23 protein-coding genes and 1 pseudogene are annotated in these 19,871 nt (G+C 74.1%); 8 read left to right on the top strand and 16 right to left on the bottom strand.

Going from position 1 to position 19,871, the window contains the following annotated elements; translation table 11 throughout:
- The 7 genes from DMH08_RS13345 to DMH08_RS13315 all read right to left on the bottom strand — a co-directional run.
- On the bottom strand, nt 1-1,824 hold a 1,824-nt coding region (locus DMH08_RS13345; protein ID WP_148108590.1), incomplete at its 3' end, for an alpha-1,4-glucan--maltose-1-phosphate maltosyltransferase.
- A 135-nt stretch (nt 1,825-1,959) separates the two neighbouring features.
- A complete protein-coding gene (locus DMH08_RS13340) occupies nt 1,960-2,718 on the bottom strand; it encodes a copper homeostasis protein CutC (protein ID WP_026404554.1) in 759 nt (252 codons plus the stop codon).
- Nucleotides 2,715-3,662 carry an asparaginase gene (locus DMH08_RS13335; RefSeq protein ID WP_034520057.1) on the bottom strand — a complete coding sequence of 316 codons (948 nt, stop codon included), beginning with the start codon at nt 3,660-3,662 and terminating at the stop codon, nt 2,715-2,717. Before DMH08_RS13335 ends, DMH08_RS13340 begins: the two co-directional genes overlap by 4 nt.
- Nucleotides 3,663-3,670: 8 nt before the next feature.
- The gene (locus DMH08_RS13330) at nt 3,671-4,534 is read right to left on the bottom strand and encodes an amino acid ABC transporter permease (protein ID WP_125614171.1); all 864 of its coding nucleotides are present in this window, start codon (nt 4,532-4,534) and stop codon (nt 3,671-3,673) included.
- Nucleotides 4,531-5,175, bottom strand: coding sequence for an amino acid ABC transporter permease (locus DMH08_RS13325; RefSeq protein ID WP_026404553.1), 645 nt, complete (start codon nt 5,173-5,175; stop codon nt 4,531-4,533). Before DMH08_RS13325 ends, DMH08_RS13330 begins: the two co-directional genes overlap by 4 nt.
- A gap of 39 nt (nt 5,176-5,214) precedes the next feature.
- Complete coding sequence (locus tag DMH08_RS13320) at nt 5,215-6,144, bottom strand: glutamate ABC transporter substrate-binding protein (RefSeq protein ID WP_026404552.1); 930 nt, start codon at nt 6,142-6,144, stop codon at nt 5,215-5,217.
- 50 nt (nt 6,145-6,194) lie between these two features.
- The gene (locus DMH08_RS13315; RefSeq protein ID WP_034520054.1) at nt 6,195-6,923 is read right to left on the bottom strand and encodes an amino acid ABC transporter ATP-binding protein; all 729 of its coding nucleotides are present in this window, start codon (nt 6,921-6,923) and stop codon (nt 6,195-6,197) included.
- A 116-nt stretch (nt 6,924-7,039) separates the two neighbouring features.
- Here DMH08_RS13315 and DMH08_RS13310 point away from each other — a divergent pair, with 116 nt between their 5' ends.
- A complete protein-coding gene (locus DMH08_RS13310) occupies nt 7,040-8,197 on the top strand; it encodes an ROK family protein (RefSeq protein WP_034520051.1) in 1,158 nt (385 codons plus the stop codon).
- Here DMH08_RS13310 and DMH08_RS13305 read toward each other — a convergent pair.
- On the bottom strand, nt 8,194-8,532 hold the full coding sequence (locus DMH08_RS13305) for an STAS domain-containing protein (protein ID WP_051301223.1): 339 nt from the start codon (nt 8,530-8,532) through the stop codon (nt 8,194-8,196). The two genes, DMH08_RS13310 and DMH08_RS13305, sit on opposite strands and share 4 nt — an antisense overlap.
- A gap of 273 nt (nt 8,533-8,805) precedes the next feature.
- Between DMH08_RS13305 and DMH08_RS13300 the strand changes: the two genes are divergently transcribed.
- Nucleotides 8,806-9,078: a sulfurtransferase TusA family protein gene (locus tag DMH08_RS13300; RefSeq protein WP_125614168.1), complete on the top strand. Its 273-nt coding sequence runs from the start codon at nt 8,806-8,808 to the stop codon at nt 9,076-9,078.
- Here DMH08_RS13300 and DMH08_RS13295 read toward each other — a convergent pair.
- Both DMH08_RS13295 and DMH08_RS13290 read right to left on the bottom strand, forming a co-directional pair.
- On the bottom strand, nt 9,075-9,377 hold the full coding sequence (locus tag DMH08_RS13295) for a ferrous iron transport protein A (protein ID WP_125614165.1): 303 nt from the start codon (nt 9,375-9,377) through the stop codon (nt 9,075-9,077). The two genes, DMH08_RS13300 and DMH08_RS13295, sit on opposite strands and share 4 nt — an antisense overlap.
- On the bottom strand, nt 9,374-10,000 hold the full coding sequence (locus tag DMH08_RS13290; protein WP_125614162.1) for an FMN-binding negative transcriptional regulator: 627 nt from the start codon (nt 9,998-10,000) through the stop codon (nt 9,374-9,376). The genes DMH08_RS13295 and DMH08_RS13290 overlap by 4 nt, the downstream gene beginning before the upstream one ends.
- Before the next feature lie 62 nt (nt 10,001-10,062).
- Between DMH08_RS13290 and ligD the strand changes: the two genes are divergently transcribed.
- Nucleotides 10,063-11,019, top strand: coding sequence for a non-homologous end-joining DNA ligase (gene ligD / locus DMH08_RS13285; protein WP_125614159.1), 957 nt, complete (start codon nt 10,063-10,065; stop codon nt 11,017-11,019).
- A gap of 65 nt (nt 11,020-11,084) precedes the next feature.
- Here ligD and DMH08_RS13280 read toward each other — a convergent pair whose 3' ends face one another.
- Both DMH08_RS13280 and DMH08_RS13275 read right to left on the bottom strand, forming a co-directional pair.
- Entirely contained in the window at nt 11,085-12,209 is a 1,125-nt protein-coding gene (locus DMH08_RS13280; RefSeq protein WP_199747771.1) for a hypothetical protein, read from the bottom strand.
- A gap of 94 nt (nt 12,210-12,303) precedes the next feature.
- Nucleotides 12,304-13,137: a hypothetical protein gene (locus tag DMH08_RS13275; RefSeq protein ID WP_125614156.1), complete on the bottom strand. Its 834-nt coding sequence runs from the start codon at nt 13,135-13,137 to the stop codon at nt 12,304-12,306.
- Between the two features lie 219 nt (nt 13,138-13,356).
- Between DMH08_RS13275 and DMH08_RS13270 the strand changes: the two genes are divergently transcribed.
- The 3 genes from DMH08_RS13270 to DMH08_RS13260 all read left to right on the top strand — a co-directional run bounded on the left by DMH08_RS13270 (nt 13,357) and on the right by DMH08_RS13260 (nt 14,735).
- Complete coding sequence (locus tag DMH08_RS13270) at nt 13,357-13,725, top strand: hypothetical protein (protein ID WP_026404546.1); 369 nt, start codon at nt 13,357-13,359, stop codon at nt 13,723-13,725.
- A 43-nt stretch (nt 13,726-13,768) separates the two neighbouring features.
- Nucleotides 13,769-14,149 (top strand): roadblock/LC7 domain-containing protein, encoded by a 381-nt coding sequence (locus DMH08_RS13265; protein WP_026404545.1) that lies wholly within the window; start codon nt 13,769-13,771, stop codon nt 14,147-14,149.
- 100 nt (nt 14,150-14,249) lie between these two features.
- Complete coding sequence (locus DMH08_RS13260) at nt 14,250-14,735, top strand: VOC family protein (protein WP_125614153.1); 486 nt, start codon at nt 14,250-14,252, stop codon at nt 14,733-14,735.
- Nucleotides 14,736-14,834: 99 nt separating this feature from the next.
- Here the strand turns inward: DMH08_RS13260 and DMH08_RS13255 are convergent, their stop codons facing one another.
- Entirely contained in the window at nt 14,835-15,671 is an 837-nt protein-coding gene (locus DMH08_RS13255) for an undecaprenyl-diphosphate phosphatase (protein WP_026404543.1), read from the bottom strand.
- A gap of 287 nt (nt 15,672-15,958) precedes the next feature.
- Here DMH08_RS13255 and DMH08_RS13250 point away from each other — a divergent pair, with 287 nt between their 5' ends.
- Together DMH08_RS13250 and DMH08_RS13245 are read left to right on the top strand one after the other, a co-directional pair.
- The gene (locus tag DMH08_RS13250; protein ID WP_125614150.1) at nt 15,959-16,930 is read left to right on the top strand and encodes a hypothetical protein; all 972 of its coding nucleotides are present in this window, start codon (nt 15,959-15,961) and stop codon (nt 16,928-16,930) included.
- Complete coding sequence (locus tag DMH08_RS13245; RefSeq protein ID WP_125614147.1) at nt 16,927-18,216, top strand: ABC transporter substrate-binding protein; 1,290 nt, start codon at nt 16,927-16,929, stop codon at nt 18,214-18,216. The genes DMH08_RS13250 and DMH08_RS13245 overlap by 4 nt, the downstream gene beginning before the upstream one ends.
- Nucleotides 18,217-18,236: 20 nt before the next feature.
- Here DMH08_RS13245 and DMH08_RS13240 read toward each other — a convergent pair whose 3' ends face one another.
- The 3 genes and pseudogenes from DMH08_RS13240 to DMH08_RS42360 form a co-directional block, all read right to left on the bottom strand.
- On the bottom strand, nt 18,237-18,752 hold the full coding sequence (locus DMH08_RS13240; RefSeq protein ID WP_026404540.1) for an isoprenylcysteine carboxyl methyltransferase family protein: 516 nt from the start codon (nt 18,750-18,752) through the stop codon (nt 18,237-18,239).
- A gap of 4 nt (nt 18,753-18,756) precedes the next feature.
- Nucleotides 18,757-19,179 (bottom strand): 3-oxoacyl-[acyl-carrier-protein] synthase III C-terminal domain-containing protein, encoded by a 423-nt coding sequence (locus DMH08_RS42365; protein ID WP_267898541.1) that lies wholly within the window; start codon nt 19,177-19,179, stop codon nt 18,757-18,759.
- A 69-nt stretch (nt 19,180-19,248) separates the two neighbouring features.
- Nucleotides 19,249-19,842 (bottom strand): annotated as a pseudogene (locus DMH08_RS42360) (type III polyketide synthase); the annotation flags it as partial.
- Nucleotides 19,843-19,871: the final 29 nt, after the last annotated feature.

Below are 19,871 nucleotides of genomic sequence, written 5' to 3'. Positions count from 1 at the left end.
GGCTTCGCGGGGGTGGTGGGGGTTGAGGTTGACCACGGTCAGGACGGTGTCGCCGGGGCGGTGTTTGGAGAAGGCGAGCAGTTCGGGTTGGTCGATGTGGTGGAAGTGCAGGTTGCGTAGCCGTTGCAGGGCGGGGTGGGTGTTGCGCAGGGTGTTGAGGCGGGTGATGAGCGGCGTGATCGAGGTGCCGGTGGTGTCGGCGGTGTCCCAGTCGCGGGGTCGGTACTGGTATTTCTCCGAGTCGCGGTATTCCTCGCTGCCGGGTCGGACGGGTGTGTTCTCGCAGAGTTCGTAGCCGGAGTAGATGCCCCAGGTGGGGGAGAGCAGGGCGGCGAGGATGGCGCGGATTTCGAAGGCGGCGCGGCCGCCGTGCTGGAGGTAGGCGTGGAGGATGTCGGGGGTGTTGGTGAAGCAGTTGGGGCGCATGTAGGGGGCGGCGGGCCCTGAGAGGTGGGTGAAGTAGTCGCGGAGTTCGTCGGCGGAGTTGCGCCAGGTGAAGTAGGTGTAGGACTGGTGGAAGCCGATTTTGGCGAGGGTGTGCATCATGGCGGGGCGGGTGAAGGCTTCGGCGAGGAAGAGCACGTCGGGGTCGGTGGCGGCGATGTCGGCCAGGAGGCGTTCCCAGAAGGGGACGGGTTTGGTGTGGGGGTTGTCGACGCGGAAGATCCGCACGCCGTGGTCCATCCAGTGCCGGACGATGCGTTTGATTTCGTCGTAGAGGCCGTCGGGGTCGTTGTCGAAGTTGAGGGGGTAGATGTCCTGGTATTTCTTCGGCGGGTTCTCGGCGTGGGCGATGGACCCGTCGGCGCGGGTGGTGAACCATTCGGGGTGCTCGTTCACCCAGGGGTGGTCGGGGGAGCATTGCAGCGCCAGGTCCAGGGCGACTTCGAGGCCGTGGTCGTTGGCGTGGGCGACGAACGCGTCGAAGTCCTCGATGGTGCCCAGGTCGGGGTGGACGGCGTCGTGGCCGCCGTCGGCCGAGCCGATGGCCCAGGGGGATCCGGGGTCGTGGGGGCCGGCGTCCAGGGTGTTGTTCGGCCCTTTGCGTTCGGTGGTGCCGATGGGGTGGATCGGGGGGAGGTAGACGACGTCGAAGCCCATGTCGGCGATGGCGGGGAGGCGTTTCATCGCGGTGCGGAAGGTGCCCGACATGGGTGGGCGGCGGCCCATCGGGTCGAAACTCGCGCCTTCGGAGCGGGGGAAGAACTCGTACCAGGCTCCGTAGAGGGCTCGTTCGCGGTGCACGATGAGGGGGAACCATTCCCCGGCGGTGACCAGGTCCCGCAGCGGATGACGCTCCAGGATCTCGCGGGCCTCCGGGTCGGCGGCCGCGTCCATCCGGTCGCGGACCGGGACCGTCTCGTCGGCGAGGCGACCGGCGATCCGGGCGAGGACGGCCGCGTCCTTGGACGGGACGGCGTCGGCCGCACGCTCGAACAGCCGCGCGCCCTCGGCGAGCATCAGTTCGACGTCCTGACCGCGCGGGATCTTGATCTGGGCGTCGTGCCACCAGTGCGCGACCGGGTCGCCCCACGCCTCCACCCGGAACGACCACAGCCCCTGCTCGGTCGGCGTCACCAGCGCGGCGAACCGGTCGGTGCCCGCGGCGACCTCCCGCATCCGCGCCGGCGGGCACTCCTCCCCGTCCGGTGTCCGCAGCACCACCGCCGCGCCCAGCATCTCGTGCCCCTCGCGGAACACCGTCGCCGACACCTCGAACGTCTCGCCCACCACTGCCTTGGCGGGCCACCGGCCGCACCCCACCACCGGCTCCACGTCCATGATCGGGACGCGCCCCAGCTCGGCCTCCAGCTTCACCTGCATGTTGCCCGCTCCCGGTGCCGACGGCGATGGTCCTAGGCATCCATGCCCCGTCCGCAAGTCCCGCCCATCGTCAACTCGTCAAGATCATGACAAGAGATTGCCCAAGCCGCGGCAATCGGGGCGAGCGGGAGCGGATCAGCCCCGGACGGGCGTTTCCGCGGCGCGCATCACCGCGCCGATCCCCGTGCCGCTGGTGACGAGCCGCCGGTACTCCGGCTGCCGCAGCTCGCCGCCCATGAACGGGTGCGGGTTGCGGTGCACGGCCGGGCTCGGCTCCTCCGCCAGCGCCGCGAAGTGCACCTCGCGGGCGCCGGTCGCCGCGACGACGCGGGCCGCGTTGCGGTCGGTGATGCCGCCGCCCGGCATCACCACGATCCGGTCCCCGGCGCGCCGCACCAGTTCGGCGATGAGCGGGGCGCCCTCGAGAGCGCTGACGTCCTGCCCGGACGTGAGCACCCGGTCGACGCCCAGGTCGACGAGCGTCTCGAGCGTCGCGAACGGGTCGGCGGCCATGTCGAACGCCCGGTGGAACGTCACCGACAGGTCGCCCGCCGCCGCGACGAGCCGCTCCGCGACGGGCCGGTCGACCGCGCCGTCCGGGGTCAGCGCGCCGATGACGACGCCGTGCGCCCCGGCCTCCCGGACGAGCGCGACGTCGTGCTCCATCGCCGCGACCTCGTGCTCGTCGAAGATGAAGTCGCCGCCGCGCGGCCGGATGATGACGTGCACCCGGATGGACGAGACCGCGGCGAGCGCGGCGCGGACCGTCCCGAGCGTCGGGGTGAGCCCTCCCTCGAACAGGGCCGCGCACAGCTCCACGCGGTCGGCGCCCGCCTGCTCGGCGGCCACCGCGCCCGCGACGCTGTCGATGCAGATCTCGTAGGTGAGGCTCACTGACTTCCTTCCGAAACGGTGCGGATCTCCCCGACCCTGCGGCCGCCGCCGAGGACCGGGACGGTGCCCAGCGCGGCGGCCGGGGCGGTGTCGGCGCCGAGCGCGGCGAGCGCGCTCAGCGCGATGGCGGTGGTGGCGCGGGGGCTGCCGTCGATGACCTTGACCGCGACGGCGTGGCCGTGCGCGGTGGCGGCCACGAGGACGCCCTCGGCGCCGCCCTTGGCGACCGAGCCGGGCAGCGCCCGCATCAGCTCGGTGTTCACGTGCCCGGTCCCGCCGACGTACTCGGGGTGGGCGCGCATGGCGTCGGCGACCGCGCGGCGCGGCCCGTCCTGCGCCAGGACGAGCGCCTGCGCGGCGCGCGCGAGGCCGGTGAGGGTGAGGCCGAACAGCGGCGCGCCGCAGCCGTCGACCGCCACCGGGGACGGCTCCTCGCCGGAGCAGTCGGCCATCGTCCGCCGCACGAGCCGCTGCAGCGGATGGCCGGGGTCGAGGTAGGTGCCGGCCGGCCAGCCCGCGGCGGCGCACGCGGCGAGCATCGCGGCGTGCTTGCCCGAGCAGTTCATCCGCTCGCGCGACTCGCCCTCCCCGGCGCGGACCAGGGCCGCCTTCGTCGGCTCGTCCTCCGGCCAGGACGGCGGGCACTGCAGCGCCCCGGCGTCCAGCCCGGCGTCGCCGAGGATCGCCTCGACGGTCTTCAGGTGGAAGTCCTCGCCGGTGTGGCTGCCCGCCGCGATGGCGAGCCTCTCGCCGGCCAGCGGCGCGCCCGCCGCCAGGCACGCGGCGGCCTGGAACGGCTTGGTCGTCGACCGCGGCAGGACGGTCTCCTCGGGGTTCCCGCGGATGTGGGCGAGGGAGCCGTCCGGGGCGAGCCCGGCGACGCTGCCGTAGTGGAGGCTCTCGGCGAAGCCGTTGCGCACGACCTCCGCCAGCACTTCGTACATCGATCTCCTCAGCTCGTCTTCACGGCGGGCGCGCCCGGCGCGGGGTCCCGGACGGCGCGGACCGGCCGGGCCCGCTGCCGCGCCTCGAGCGTCCGCGCGATCTTCGACAGCGTCGCGTTCACCACCAGGTAGATCAGCGCGACGATCAGGTAGGTCTGGATGAGCAGGTGGTTGTAGTTCGCCAGCACCTTGCCGCTGTAGAGCAGTTCGGCGTAGCTGACGACGTACCCGAGCGAGGTGTCCTTCAGCAGCCCCGCCGACTGGCTGACCAGCGACGGCAGCACCCGGCGGGCCGCCTGCGGCAGGACGATCAGCCGCATCGCCCGGCCGCGGGTCAGCCCGACCGCGAGGCCCGCCTCGAGCTGGCCGCGCTCCACCGACCGGATGCCGGCCCGGAAGATCTCCGCGAACGCCGCCGCGTTCGACACCGCCAGCGGCACGACGAGCTTCCAGAACAGCGGCATGTTCACGCCGTAGCGGGGCAGCGCGAACAGCACCACGTACACGAGCAGCAGCGCCGGGATCGTCCGGACGACCTCGACGTAGGCGGCCGCGGGCCAGCGCAGCCAGCGGGACGACGACGTCCGGCCGAGCGCCAGCACGATGCCGCCCGCCATGGCGAGGGCGATCGCGACGGCGGCCGCCTGCGCCGTGGACCACAGCCCGTCCAGGAGGTACCGCCACATCGGCCAGGTCCCGAACGGCTCCCAGCGTTCGGCGGCGAGCTGGCCGTTCTCGGCGAACTGCCGCAGCGCCAGCGCGACGAGCGCCGCGCCGGCCAGCAGCGTCCCGGCGGTGGTGATCCGGATGCGGCGCCGGGCGCGCGGCCCCGGATCGTCGAACAGCAGGCGCGAGGTGGGGGAGGAGCTCATCGCAGGATCGCCAGCTTCCGTTCGAGGGCCCCGGTGACCAGTCCGAACACGGCCGACAGCGCCATGTAGAGCAGGCCCGCGGTGACGAAGATGTAGATCGGCTGGGCTTCGGCCAGGTTGACCCGGTTCGCGGCGGCGGTCAGTTCCACGACGCCGACCGCCGCCGCCATCGCCGTGTTCATCAGCGTCATGATCGCGATGGTGCCGAGCGGCTGGATCGCCGTCCGCAGCGCCTGCGGCAGCACCACCAGCCGCAGCGACTGGACGAACGTCAGCCCGAGCGCCCGCGCGGCCTCCCCCTGCCCGGCGGGCACCGCGTTGATGCCCGACCGGATCGCCTCGGCCATGTACGCCCCCTGGTAGAGGGCGATCACCACGACCGCGCTGGTGAACAGCCCGGCCATGACGCCGATCTCGGGCAGCCCGAACACGGCGATGACGAGCCACACCAGCAGCGGGATGTTCTGCAGCGTCTCGACGTAGGCCATCCCGGCGGCGCGCAGCACGCGCACCGGGCTGACCCGCATCGCGGCCACGACGATCCCGGCGGCGAGCGCGCCGGCGAGCGCCAGCAGCGTCAGCTCGACGGTCAGCAGCAGCCCGTCGCCGAACTCCGAGAGGTGGTCGGTGATGACGTTCATGGCAGGGCCTTTTTCACTGGGGTCTCGGCGGGCGGGGGGTCAGGAGCCGGGCACGGACCCGATCGCGGGCGGCTCGGGCGCCTCGCCCTCGACGACCGTCCCGATCGAGTTCTTCCAGACCTTCGCCCACAGGCCCGACTTCTGGATCTCGCGGAGCCAGTCGTTGACGAACGTCTTGAACTGCTCGTCGCCGTGCTTCAGCCCGATCCCGTACGGGTCGGTGGTGAACGGCTCGCCCTGGATTTTGATCGAGGTGTCCTGCTTCGCGGTGGCGAGCAGGACGGCCTGGTCCTGCACGTACGCGACGCCGCGGCCCTGCTTGAGCGCCTGGACGCACTCGGGGTCGCTGCCGAACGTGACGATCTTCGCGTCCGGGGCGGCCTTCTCGATCGCCGGGATCGCCGGGGTGTTGGCGCCCGCGATGACCGTCTTGCCGTTCAGGTCCGCCGGGGACTTGATGCCGGTCTCGTCCGCCTTGGTGGCGATGACGAGGCCGGAGCTGTAGTACGGGCCCGCGAACGCGACCTTCTCGGCGCGCTCGGGCGTGATGCTGTAGGTCTGCAGGACCACGTCGACGGTGCCGTTGGAGATCAGCGCCTCGCGGGTCTCCGACGCCGAGTTGACGATCTTCACCTTCGGCTCGCCGATGATGTACTTCGCGAGCAGCTTCCCGAAGTCGGCGTCCAGGCCCTCGACCTCGCCGCTGACCGGGTTCTGCTGGGACAGCAGCGGCGCGTCGAGCGAACCGCCGACCAGCAGCTCCCCGCGCTCCTTGATCTTCGCCATCGCGGAGCCGGCCGGGAGGTTCTCGGCGACCGGCGCGGACGCCAGCAGGTCGTCGGTCGTGCCGCCGCCGGCGCCCGGGACGGCCGGGTCGGAGGAGTCGCCGCAGGCCGCGAGGCCCGTCAGCGTCAGCGCGGCGACCGCGGCGACCGCCGCCCGCCGCATCCCCGCAGGGAAACGCACCATGATCTGGAACCTTTCTGGGAGGCGCGCGGGAGCGCGCCGGAAGGGTGTCGCTAGTGGCTGAGGACCTTGGCCAGGAAGTCCCGGGCCCGGTCGCTGGCGGGGGAGTCGAAGAACGCGGACGGCGCGCCGGACTCGACGATCTCGCCGTCCGCCATGAACACGACGCGGTCGGCGACCTTGCGGGCGAAGCCCATCTCGTGCGTGACGACCACCATCGTCATGCCGTCGCGGGCGAGGCCGGTCATGACGTCCAGGACCTCGCCGACCATCTCGGGGTCGAGGGCGGAGGTCGGCTCGTCGAACAGCATCGCCTTCGGCCGCATCGCGAGCGCGCGGGCGATCGCGGCGCGCTGCTGCTGCCCGCCGGACAGCTGCGCGGGGAGCTTGCCGGCCTGCTCGCCGATCCCGACGCGGTCGAGCAGTTCGCGCGCGGTCCGCTCGGCCTCCTCGCGGGACGCGCCGCGGACCTTCGTCGGCCCGAGCGTCAGGTTCTGCAGGACGGTCTTGTGCTGGAACAGGTTGAACGACTGGAAGACCATGCCGACGTCCGCGCGCAGCTTCGCCAGCGCGCGTCCCTCGGCGGGGAGCTCGCGGCCGTCGATGCGCACGCTTCCGCCGTCCGGCGTCTCCAGCCGGTTCAGGCAGCGGCAGAGCGTGGACTTCCCGGACCCGGACGGGCCGATCACCACGACCACCTCGCCCTTGCCCACGTCCAGGTCCACGTCGCGGAGCGCGATGTGGTCGCCGAAGCGCTTGTACAGGCCGCGAACTTCGATCATTCGGTCACCTACGATCCAACTTCCTTCGATATCGAAGCCAAGAGGGAAGATAGAACGAAAAATCGACGTAAGTCAACGCGTTGCTGTACCAAGTTCGCGCATGCTATCTATCTGGGGTGCGCAACAGCAGAGACGACGGACCGGCGGGGCTCCTGCGGCTGGTGGCCACCGGTCAGGCGGAATCGCGGGCCGAGCTCGCCCGGCTCTCCGGCCTCGCCGCCTCCAGCGTCTCGCTGCGGGTCGAGCAGCTCCTCGACGCCGGGCTCTTCGCCGAGGAGGGCGCCGGGGCCTCGCGCGGGGGCCGGCGGCCCCGGCGCCTGCGGCTCGCCCGGGAGGCCGGCGTCTTCCTGGTCGCCGACCTCGGCGCGCACCACGCCCGGCTCGCCGTCGTCGACCTGGCCGGCACGCCCCTCGCGCTGTCCGACCTGACCTGCGACATCGCGGTCGGCCCCGAGCGGACGCTCGCCGACGTCATCGAGGCGCTGCGCGCCCTCGCCCGCGCGCACGGGTTCGGCGACGTCCCGGTCCGCGGCGCCGGCATCGGGCTGCCCGGCCCCGTCGACCCCGCCACCGGCCAGGTCGTCTCACCCTCCCGGATGCCCGGCTGGAACGACTTCCCGGTGCGCGACTTCGTCACCGCGCGGGCGGGCGTCCCCGCCCTGGTCGAGAACGACGCCAACCTCATGGCGGTCGGCGAGCACCGGCACTCCCGGCCCGCCTGCGACAACCTCATGGTGATCAAGCTGGGCAGCGGCATCGGCTGCGGCGTCATCGTGGACGGCCGGCTGCACCGCGGGCGCGGCGCCGCCGGCGACATCAGCCACGTGCGCATCCTCTCCGAGGCCACCGTCGACTGCTCCTGCGGCCACCCCGACTGCCTGGAGGCGCACGCCAGCGGCGCCGCCCTCGCCGCCGCGCTCGCCGCGCAGGACATCGCCGTCGAGCATCCCGGGCAGCTCGTCGACCTCGTCGCCGACGGCGTCCCGCAGGCGACCAGCGCGGTCCGCACCGCCGGCCGCCTCATCGGCGACGTCCTCACCGCGCTGGTGAACTTCTTCAACCCCGACGCGCTGATCATCGGCGGCAGCCTGTCGAACGCCGAACCGCTCGTGGCCACGATCCGCGGCGTCATCTACGAGCGCTGCCTGCCGCTCGCCACCCGCAACCTCGAGATCGACACGTCCGCCGCGGGCCGCGACGCGAGCATCCTCGGCGCCGGGCACCTGCTCCTCGACGCGTCCGACGACTGGATCGACCGCGCCCTCGACCGCTAGCGGCGGACGGGCGCCAGCGCCTCCAGCGCCGTCGCGATGTCCGGGGCGATCGCGACCCGCCGCTGCAGCCCCGCGACCTCGCTGATCCGCCGGACGACCCCGCGCGACGGCAGCACGACCCACATCGGCACGCCCAGCTCCGTCGCCCGCATCTGCGACCGGGTGATGACCGCGAGCCCGCTCGAATCGCAGAACGTGCAGCCGCTCAGATCGATGATCAGCGCCGGGACGCCGGAGTCGAGGAGCGCGACGGCCTGGTCGAGGATCACCGCGGCGTTGGCGAGGTCGACTTCGGCCGGGAACGTCAGCGTGCCGCAGACCTCGCTGCTCTCCACACGTGCGACTCCAAGTTCCATGCCTCGCCCCAGACGTCCGTTGACCTCGACCGAATGACAGCGGGGGTGCGTCACCTGCGACTGTAAGCGGCGTAACTGGACGAAACCTGAAAGGAGAGGTCAAGTCTGGGTCGGCGATCTCCCATGATCACGAGGATCCCGTTAAGAAGAAGTTCGTTGCCCGATGGGAAGTCCGTGGTGAAAGCGTGGATCGTCGGCCTCGTCGCGCGCGCTCGCCGCGTGCTGCTAACCTCGCGCCGAGACGGGAGGACGATGAGCGAACCGGTGGTCATCGACGGCGGCGACCGCGCCTGCGTGCGCCTGCTCCTCGAACTCCGCGGCCGGCTCGCGGACCTCCCGCCCGGGACGGTCGTCCACCTCATGGCCACCGACCCCGCGGCCCCCATCGACATCCCCGCCTGGTGCCACCTGACCGGGCACGCCTACCTGGGCCCGCTGGACGGCGCCCCCACCCCGACCTACGCGCTCCGCGTGGCCGCGGACGCCGTCCCCACCGCCTCGGAATCCCCCTGGCGGACGGCCTAGCCCTCGGGCACCAGGTAGCGGCCCCAGATCTGCGCCTTCCGGTACGGCCCGTCGCCCGCGCCGTCGTACTGCGGCTCGTCGAACACGACCCAGTACTGGAGCTCCCCGGGCAGCGCCCGCGGATGCCGCACGGGCTCGGGCGGCCCCAGGGAGTCGATCGTCCCGGAGAACTCGTTCCGCCACGGCCCGTCCCAGTCGGGATCGCGGACCACCCGGACCCGCCGGCCCGCGGCGAGCGCCCCGGCCGCCGGGTCCGGGCCGCCCGGTCCGCCCCCGCCGTCCCGCGGCCGCGCGCTCACGACGCGGCACCGGCGCGCCGGACGGCCTCGGCCATGCGGGCGTCACCCGCGGCCGCGGAGCCGGCGGCGACGCCCGCGCGGTCGGCGGCGGACCGGTTCTGGCTCAGCTTCGCCTTCGCCTCCACCCCGGTGATCCGCAGTTCCAGCCCGACGACCGCGCGGAACTGCCCCGCGACGAACCCCGCCGGCGCGTCGTCGACCGACCAGGCGTCCGGCCGTCCGGCCTCGTGCAGGTCGGTGAGCCGCCGCACCAGCGACCCGGTCCATTCGGGATCGTCGTGGACGACGAGGTCCCCGTGGACATGGGCGGTGACGTAGTTCCACGTCGGGACGACCCGCCCGTGCTCGGCCTTGGACGCGTACCACGACGGCGACACGTACCCGTCGGGGCCGTGCAGGATGGCCATCGCCCCGCCGTCGGCCGGCTCCCTCCACTGGTCGTTGTTCCGGGCGACGTGCGCGAGCAGCGCGCCGTGCTCCCCGGCGGACGGGTCGTAGAGGACGGGCAGGAACGTCGCCAGCAGCCCGCGCGGCGTCGCCGTCACGAGGTCGGCGGCGCGGCAGGTCTCCAGCAGGGTGCGGACCTCGGTGTCGTCCATGGAGAAATGGGCCGGTACGTACATGTTCCTCCCGTTCGTTCGTGCGCGGGTGCGACGGTATCGCGGCGGCGTGCGAAGCTGGACGCGTGAGCGCGGAGGAGGAGCGGGACGGTGTCCGGCTGACGAACCTCGACCAGCCGCTGTTCCCGGACGCCGGGGCGACCAAGCGGGACCTGGTCGACTACCTCGACGCGCTCGCGGACCGGCTCGTCCCGCAGTTCGCGGGGCGTCCGCTGTCGGTGGTCCGCGTGCTGCGCGGCCAGAAGCCGTTCATGCAGAAGAACCTGCCCAAGTACACGCCGGACTGGGTGCGGCGCGTGACGCTGTGGGCCGAGTCGTCGCGGCGCGAGGTGTCCTACGCGCTGTGCGAGGACCGCCGGACGCTGCTGTGGTTCGCCAACCAGCGCGCCGTGGAGTACCACCCGCCGCTGATGCGCGTGGACGCCCCCGACCGCCCGACGCACCTCGTGCTCGACATCGACCCGCCGGAGGGCGGCGGGTTCGCCGTCGCCGCGCGGGCCGCGCACCTGGTCCGCCGGGCGCTGGACGACTCGGGGCTGCGCGGCGCCGTGAAGACGAGCGGCGCCAAGGGCGTGCACGTGTTCGTCCCGCTCGCCGGCGGCGACCCGGTGGAGGACGTCGCCGCCGCGACGCGCGCGCTCGCCGCCCGCGCCGAGCGCCTCGACCCGGAGCTCGCCACGACCGCGTTCATCCGCGAGGACCGGGCGGGCCGCGTGTTCCTCGACTCCACGCGGGCGGGGACCGGGACCGTCGCCGCCGCCTACAGCCCGCGCATCCGCCCCGGCGCGCCCGTGTCGTTCCCGGTGCCGTGGGACGGCCTGGACGCCGTCGACCCGAAGGCGTTCACCCTCCGCACGGCGCTCGGGCTGCTCGGCGACGGCGATCCGTGGGCCGAAGCGATGCCCGGCCCGCAGGGGCTGCCCGCCGACCTGGTCGAGGAGGGACGGGCGATCCCGGTCGCCCGCGTCCAGGCGATGCACGAGGGCAAGCGCCGCGCCCGCGCCCGCCGCACCGGCGGCTGACGGGCAGGCCGCACCGGCGGCCGACGGGCCGGTCGCGGCGGCGGCCGACGGGCCGGTCGCGGCGGTCAGGGGAGCTTGTGGCGGACCTTGCGCGCGCCGCGGCGGATCGGGGACTCCTGCGGGTGCGGCTCCGCGAACACGGACGCGAGCGCGAGCGCGGCCTCGGCGCCCGCGGCGGCGACCTCCTCGGGCGTGGGGGCCGGGTCGCCGTCGTGCTCGGGGGCGTAGGACAGGTCACCGATGTCGCCGACGACGGCGGCGCCCGTGCCGGGGAGCGCGGCGACGTCCTCCCGGCTCCACTCGGCGACCCGTTCGCGCCACTCGGGCGGCACGGCGACGCGGCCGCCGCGCCGGTCCCGGGACCGGAACCGCTCGATCACCGCCTGCCGGGCGCGGTCGGCGTCGCGGCCGGTTCGATTCTCCGCCCGCACGGCGTCGTTCAGCGCGGCGACGACGAGGGTCTCGGGCGCCGTCAGGCCGGTGTGCGCGGGCCCCTCCTCCCGGACGGGCGGCAGGTCCGCGAGGCCGGGCGCGCCGATCGCCTCGGCGAACCGGCGCCAGAGCAGTGCGGGCGGGCGGCCGGGCGAGGTGACGACGGTGATCCGGGACGCTCCGGCGGCGGACCAGCGCCGGACGAGGCCGCTCAGCGCGAACGCCCGCCAGATGTGCGCGTCGGGGGCGTCCTCGATGTGGCCGGGGCCCTGGTCGCGGTGCGCGGCGAGGCCGGTGAGGTAGCCGCCGAAGGCGGTGCCGCGGCCGTTGCGGATGTGCTGCTGCCACAGCGACGGGAGGGCGCGGCCCAGGCTGCGGGCCGTGACGACGACCTCGACGTCGCCGGTGCCGAGCGACTCCAGCAGCCGCCGGACGGCCGGGCCGCGCACGACCGACAGGGCCTCGGCCGACAGCAGCACCGTCCCGGGCGACTCCCGCACGTCGTCCCGCAGCTCCGCCCAGCCGGGCGCCTCGCGGGCCGCGCGGGCCTCCGACACCCACGGGTACTCGGTGCCGAGCAGGCCGTAGGTCGACCATTCGTGGTTGGCGACGGTCCGGCGCCCGCGGTTCCAGTCCGCCGGGACCGGGTACCGGACGCCCGCGTCCGCGAGCGCTTCGGCGTTGCTCTGCAACATGTGCTGGAGGAAGGTCGTGCCCGACTTCTGCAGGCCGATGTGCAGGATCAGCTTGGACGCCACGGACGACTCCCTCGTGGAAACGGCGACGGCAATCATCGCATCCGGACGGCGCGCCGCTCGGCGCGGGCGGGCACGGAACCGCGGGGACGTCCCGTCAGCCCTGCGTCCGGCGGCGCCGCCGCGGCAGCGCCCCGGGCGCGCCGAACGAGCCGTGCGGACCGGACGGGACGTCGGGCGGGACGGGCCGCGGCGCGGGCACCGGCGGGGGAGCGGGGGCCGGGCCGTCCGGCCGGGCCTCCTCGACGAGGCCGTCCTCGTACAGCGTCGCCAGGTCGGCGAGCACGGAGAACAGGCCGCGGCCGAGCGCGAACGCGATGTCGCGCGGGGTGCGGCGCCCGTCCGCGTGGTCGAGGACGGCCCGGCGGCCGCCGCCGGCGGGGGCGCGCCGGGCGGCGGCGGTGGCGCGCGGGCGGCTGCGCGCCGACAGCGGCGCGGTGCGCGGCACCGGGCTCCACGCCTCCAGGGCGGCCAGCCGCCGCCGCACCTCCCGCGCGACCCGGTCGGCGGGCAGGCCGGGCTCGGCGGACAGGAGCGGCGCGCCGCCGGTCCCCGCGCTCCCGTCGGGGACGGCCGTGCACGTGCGGACGCCGCCGAGGGCCATCGCGAACACCGCGTCGACGAGGGCCGTGCGGGTGACGACCTGCAGCCCCGCGGCGCCGAGGAGGCCGCGCCGGACGAGTTCGTCCCCGAGGCGTCCGCGGGGCGCGCCGGCCGTGAACGCGGCCGTCCAGTCGTCCTCGGAGATGCGGCCGGAGCGCAGCAGCAGCGGTTCCGGGCCGGGCGCCGCCGGGGTGGCCGCCGCCACGACGAGCCCGCCGCGCATCGCGACCGTGCCGCCGGGCGAGCCGTCCACGCGCAACGTGCCGGTGAATCCCCGGCCGCCGCGCCGCTCCAGCGCGGACGGCAGGATTCCTGCGCCTCTGGTCATCGTCCCTCAGCTCCGGAAACGCCCGCGCCCCGCGGACGAAGGTTATTTACGGTGAGATGTCGCGATCGTCGGAAACAACCTGTACCGAGTGTGCGGACAATCCGCTCCCCGGGATGATCTCCAAGATAGATTGTTGCCCGAAATAGGCGATATGCCGCAGTCGGGGGACGCCGGGCCGTTCTCCGTGCGCGCCGCTCCCGGGGACGACGGAAGGGCTCCATGAACATCGAGACCGCGCTGAAGGAGGCCATGGCGATCGACGGCGCCCAGGGCGCCGCGCTCGTCGACTACGACAGCGGGATGACGCTCGGCGCCTACGGCGGCGGGCAGGGGCTCGACATGGAGATCGCCGCGGCGGGCAACACCGAGGTCGTCCGCGCCAAGATCCGCACCCTGGAGTCGCTCGGCATCGACGACACCGTCGAGGACATCCTCATCACCCTGCACCGGCAGTACCACCTGATCCGCCTGCTGGAGCGCGGCGGACCCGCCCGCCTCTTCCTCTACGTCGCGCTGGACCGCGAGCGGTCCAACCTGGCGCTCGCCCGCCACCACCTGCGGCGCATCGAGGGCGAGCTCAGCGTCTGAGCGGCCCGCCGGCGGGAGCGGCGGCGACACGAGGGGGAGGGTCATGCGGGAAACGGTGCTCGCCGAGCTGCGGGCGCTGCGCGACGAGGTGGCGGGGGCGACCGACGCCGCCGTGGCGTCGTCGGACGGGATGCTCATCGCCGCCGACACCGGCGACGTCCGGCCGGACGTGCTGGCGGCGATGGCCGCCGCCGCGCTCGGCCTCGGCCGCAGCACGAGCGACGAGGTGGGCCTCGGAGAGCTGCGCGAGGTCGTGACCCGCTGCGGGCGCGGCCACATCGTCGTCTACGCGGTCGGGGAGAGGGCGCTGCTGGTCGTCCTCGGCGACGAGGGACTGGACGTCGCGGACCTGCACCTGCGGTCCCGTCCGGCGGTCGAACGGCTCGAAGCGATCGTCCGGCGGGACGGCGTCCCCGCGGGGTAGTCCCGGACCGGCGCGGCCAGTGGAAAACGGTGCGGCGGCCGCGATGATTTCCCGCCGCGGGGCAGGTCTCCAACGAAGACGCCGCAACGAGGAGGCACCGATGGTCGCCGAGGGATTCACCACCTGCCTGTGGTTCGACGGGCAGGCCGAAGAGGCCGCGAACCACTACGTCTCGATCTTCAAGGACTCCGGGATCGGGCCGATCGCGCTCGCCCCGGAAGGCACGCCGGGCGCGACGCCGGGCCAGGTCCTGACGGTCGAGTTCACGGCCAACGGGCAGAAGTTCGTCGCGCTGAACGGAGGCCCGCTCTTCAAGTTCAACGAGTCCGTCTCCTTCGAGATCCGCTGCGCGGACCAGGAGGAGGTCGACTACTACTGGGACCGGCTGCTCGAAGGCGGCGGCGAGGAGAGCGTCTGCGGCTGGCTCAAGAACCGGTTCGGAGTGTCCTGGCAGGTCACCCCGGAGGAACTGAACCAGATGTTCCTCGACCCCGACCAGGAGAAGACGGCCCGCGTGAACAAGGCGATGATGACGATGCGCAAGCTCGACCTCGCCGCCCTGCGCAAGGCGTACGCCGGCGAGTGACCGCGCGGGGCGGCCGCCCGGGCCGCCGGACGGCCGGGCCGCCGGAAGACGCGTGCGCCCCGGCCCGTCACCGGGTCCGGAGCGCTGCGCGGAGCCCGCTCAGGTCACGATGGCGCCGCCGCTCAGCAGGCCGAACAGCAGCAGGCCGATCACCACGCGGTAGACCACGAACGACGTGAACGAGTGGCTGGCCACGAACTTCAGCAGCCACGCGATCGAGGCGTACGCGACGAGGAACGACACGACGGTGCCGACGAGCAGCGGCAGCACGCTGTTGCCGGTGCCGAGCGCGCCCGGCAGCTGGTAGAGGCCCGCGCCGGTGAGCGCCGGGATCCCCATGAAGAACGACAGCCGGGTCGCGGCGACCCGGTCGAGGCCGAGCAGCAGCCCGGTGGAGATCGTCGCGCCCGACCGGGAGAACCCGGCGAACAGCATCGCGAGGATCTGCGACGAGCCCACCAGCATCGCGTCCTTGAAGCCGGTGTCGTCCTCCCCGCGCTTGTGCCGGCCGTACCGGTCGGCGAGCCACATCACGACGCTGCCGCCGATCAGCGACCCGGCGACCACCCACAGCGACGCGAGCGGCCCCTCGATCAGCGGCTCGGCGGCGAGGCCGACGGCCACGACGGGAACGGTCGCGAAGATGACCCACCACCCGAACTTGTAGTCGTGGTGGTACCGCTCGGACGGTTTGACGATCCCCGTCCCCCACGCCTTCACGATGCGGAGAATGTCTTTGAAGAAGTACACCAGGACGGCGGCGATCGCCCCCACCTGGATCACGGCGGTGAAGCCCACGACCGACTCGTCGTCCACCGGGATGCCCATCAGCCCCTCGGCGATCTTGAGGTGGCCGGTAGAGGACACCGGCAGGAATTCGGTCAGACCCTCCACGATGCCGAGGACGATGGCCTGGCCTACGCTGATCGCGCTCACGTGACTCGTTTTTCCCTCTCATGCCCGGTTACGCGCCGTGAGCCTATCGCCGCCGCACGGGCCGAACCCGCATATCGGCCGCGCGTTATCCCACCGGCCATCGGTTGTTCATCCACCGGACGGCGGCCCAATACGCCTCGCTCGCTCGATCGTCCAGCATAAATGCCTCCGAAGCGGCGGTCCCGTCCGCTTATCATGCTCGCGTGTCGCTCGCCCCGGTCCGTTCCCGCGCCGTTCGTAAGGAATGGAGCACGCCGCGCTGGCTAATGTCAATGCTGGTCTTTTCCGTGGGAATCGCCCTGTTGTTCTGGATCGCCGCGACGGGCGTGCTCGTCGGCGGCCGGACCGCGGTGGAATCCGCGCGGGAAAAGGGCGTCCCCGCGTACATCGGCGCCCGGACGGCCCACGCCGCGCTGTCGGACGCCGACCGGGCCGCGTGGCAGAGCTTCCGGTCGGGCGCCGCGCAGCTCACCGGCCCGGGGCAGCGGTTCCGCGACGACATCACCACCGCGGGCGACAGCCTCTCGCGCATCGCCGAGGTCGACGCCGGCGGCGAGGCCGGCCGCGACCTGCTGCGCTCGGTGAACGCGCAGGTCGTGACCTACCAGGGCCTCGTCGAGCAGGCCGACGCCACCTACCGCAAGGGCCTGGAGGAACTCGGCTACGCCTACCTCACCTACGCCTCCCGCATGCTGCACGCCGACGGCGGGCTCCTCGACCGCATCGACGAGATCGCCGAACGCGACCGCCGCGCCGTCGGCGACCGGCACGGGTCGTTCTGGGTCACCGACGCCGCCGTGGCGGCCGTCTGCCTGATCGCCGGCGCGCTCCTGGCCGTCCTCGGCCACGTGCAGGTCGCGATGGCCCGGCGCTTCCGCCGCGTCCTCAACCTCCCGCTGCTCGCCGCGTCGGTGCTGCTGCTCGGCCTGACGGCCTGGGTCGCCGCCACGTTCCTGCGGGCCGGCGACGCGTTCGCCGCCGCGGCCGAGCGGGGCCTGCCCGCGTTCGACCGGACGGTCCGGGCGCAGATCGCCGAGGCCGACGCGGGCGCCCGGGCGCTGCGCGAGGACCGGCCCGCCGCGGCCGGGGGCGGGCTCGACCTCGCGGCGGCCGAACGCGCGCAGCGCCCGCTGGCGGCCCGGCTCGGCGGCGCGACCGACACCGGCGGGCTCGTCGCCGGGCTCCCGGCGGGCACCGCCGCCGTCGCGGGCCTCGCCGCGCTGGGGATCTGGCTCCGACTCCGCGAGTACCGGAGGTGACCGTGCGCCCGCCGCCCGCCCGCACCCTGCCCGCCCGCGCCCTGTGCGCCCTCGTCGTGCTGTGCGCGTCCCTGCTCACCGCCTGCGGCGGCTCCGGAGGCGACCGGACGGTCACCGTGCTGGGCTCGTGGACGGGCGCGGAACGCGAGGCGTTCGGCGCGATGCTGGCCGGGTTCGAGCGGGAGACCGGCATCGACGTGAAGTACACCGGCACCCGCGACGCGCGCGCCGTGCTGGCCAGCGAACTGCACGACGGGCACCCGCCCGACACCGCCGTGCTCGCCAACCTCGGCGACCTGCGCGCCTACGCCGCCGACGGCCACCTGCACCCCGTCGGCTCCGCGTCGCGGGGCATCGCCGCCGCGCTGACCACCGCCGCCGGCCCGGACGGCGGCCGCCGCCCGTACGGGATCGTCCTGAAGGCGTCGGTGAAGAGCCTCCTCTGGTACGCCCCGGACACGCTGCCCGGCGGGCTCGCCGAGCGCCTCCGCGACCCGTCCCTCACCTGGGACGACCTCGCCGCCGCCGTGCCGGGGACAGCCGACGCCCCCTGGTGCCTCGGCCTCGAGGACACCTCGCAGTCGGGCTGGCCCGGCACCGACTGGATCGAGGACCTCCTGCTCCACCTGTCCGGCCCGGAGGTCTACGACGCGTGGGTGTCCGGGCGGCTCGCCTGGACGTCGCCGGAGGTGCGCCGCGCGTGGCGGGAGTTCGGGGCGGTCGTGCGGGACGCGCACGGCGGGAACGGCGGCATCCTGCTCACCGGCTACGGCGAGGCCGGGCACGGGATGTTCGCCGACCCGCCCGGCTGCCGCTTCGACCACGCGGGGTCGTTCATCCCCGCCTTCTACGCGCAGGCCGAGGGGAGCCCCGAGCCCGGCCGCGACTTCGACTTCGTGCCGTTCCCCGGCCGGGGCACCGTCGAGATCGGCGGCGACCTGCTCGGCATGTTCCGCGACACGCCCGCCGCCCGCCGCCTCGTCGCGTACCTGACGTCGGAGGAGGCGCAGCGCACCTGGGTGGAGCGGGCCGGGTCCGGCGCGTACTCGCTCAACCGGGACATCCCGCCGGACGACTATCCGGGCGACGTCCCGCGGCGCATCGCCGGGCTGCTCGCGGGCGCGGAGACCGTGCGGTTCGACGCGTCCGACTCCATGCCGAGCGTCATGGCCGCCGCGTTCAACCACGCCGTCCTCGAGTACGCCGCCGACCCGGCGGACGAGCGCCTCGACGCGATCCTCACCGCGCTCGACAAGGTCCGCCGCACCACCGACTTCGACGCCTGACCGATGGCGGGAGCGGCGGTCTAGGCGCGCGGTGCGGTGCGGAGGGCGGCGTTCTCCACGCGGATCCGCGTCCGCAGCAGCCCCAGGTTCACGACGGTGAACAGCGCCGCCGTCAGCCAGGCGGTGTGGACGAGCGGCAGTGCGACGCCCTCGGCGACCACGGCGGCGTAGTTGGGGTGCGGCATCAGCCGGTAGGGGCCGCGGGCGACCGGCGGCAGCCCCGGCACGATCACCACCCGGGTGTTCCAGCGCCGGCCCAGCGTCGCGATGCACCACCAGCGCAGGCCCTGCGCGAGGACGGCGACCGCCAGCATCGGCCAGCCCAGGGCGGGCAGGAACGGGCGGCCGAGCAGCCACGCCTCGAGCGGCGCCCCGGCCAGCAGCCCGGCGTGCACCGCGACGATCCCCGGGAAGTGGCCGCGCCCGTGCTCGACCCCGCCGAGGCTCCGCGCCCACGCCAGGTTGCGCCGCGCGACGACCAGCTCGGCGAGGCGCTCCAGCGCGACGAGCCCGATGAGCAGCGCGAACCAGGTCACCGGGTCACCAGCGCAGCAGGACGAGCTCGGCGGAGAACCCGGGGCCGAGCGCCATCAGGACGCCCGGGACGCCCGCGGCCGGACGGCGCTCGGCGATCGTCCGCTCGAGCACGTTCAGCACCGACACCGACGACAGGTTCCCCGCGTGCCGCAGCGACGCCCACGTGACGTCCAGCTCGCCGCCGTCCAGCCCGAGGACCTCGCCGATCTTCTCGATCACCTTGGGGCCGCCGGGATGGCACACCCAGGACGGCACCGCGTCCCGGGACAGCCCGTGGTCGCGCAGGAAGGCGTCCACGTCCCCGGCGAGCTCCTTCTCGACGAGGTCGACGAGGTCGGCGGCGAGCACGATCCGGAACCCGTGCGCGCCGACCTCCCAGCCCATCAGCCGCCGGGTGCCGGGGTACAGGCGGCTCCGGGACGCCACGACCCGCGGGCCCGCGGCGCCGTCGGGCGGCCGCCCGGCCGTCCGGTCGTCGCCGAGCGCGACGGCCGCCGCGGCGCCGTCCCCGAACAGGCCGCTGCCGACGAGGTTGGGCGCGGACACGTCGCCGCGCTGGACGGTCAGCGAGCACAGCTCCACGCACACCAGCAGCGCCGCGCCGTCCGGGCGGCCCCGCAGGTGGTCGTTCACGCGGGCGAGGCCCGCGGCCCCGGCGGCGCAGCCGAGCCCGAACACCGGGACGCGCACGACGTCCTCGCGCAGCCCGACGCGCTGCGCGATCGTCGCGTCCAGCGAGGGGGTGGCCAGCCCGGTGGACGAGCAGAACAGCAGGTGGTCGATGTCGGACGGGGCGAGCCCGGCGGCGTCGAGCGCGGCGCGGGCCGCGCGCTCGCCGAGGTCGGCCGCCCGGTCGATGTAGGCGTCGTTCGCGGCGGTGAAGTCGGCGAGCCGGTCGTACTCCTCGATCGGCAGCGCCAGGTTGCGGCCGCCGACCTGCGTGTTGGTGTGGAACCGGGCGAGCAGCCGGGGGTCGGCGTCGGTCCGGGCCGCGACGGCTTCGGTGATCTCCTGCTGCGCGTACCGGTGCTCCGGCAGCACGGTCCGCACCGCGGCAACGCGCATGGCCGCCTCCCCCCGATGGCGCCCGGCCCGCCGCGCGGACCGGGCGCGGTGTC

The organism is Actinomadura sp. WAC 06369, from assembly GCF_003947565.1.
GTDB classification, from domain to species: domain Bacteria; phylum Actinomycetota; class Actinomycetes; order Streptosporangiales; family Streptosporangiaceae; genus Spirillospora; species Spirillospora rifamycini.
Note: the sequence above shows the minus strand (reverse complement) of the source record. Positions and strands in the feature narration are given on the sequence as shown.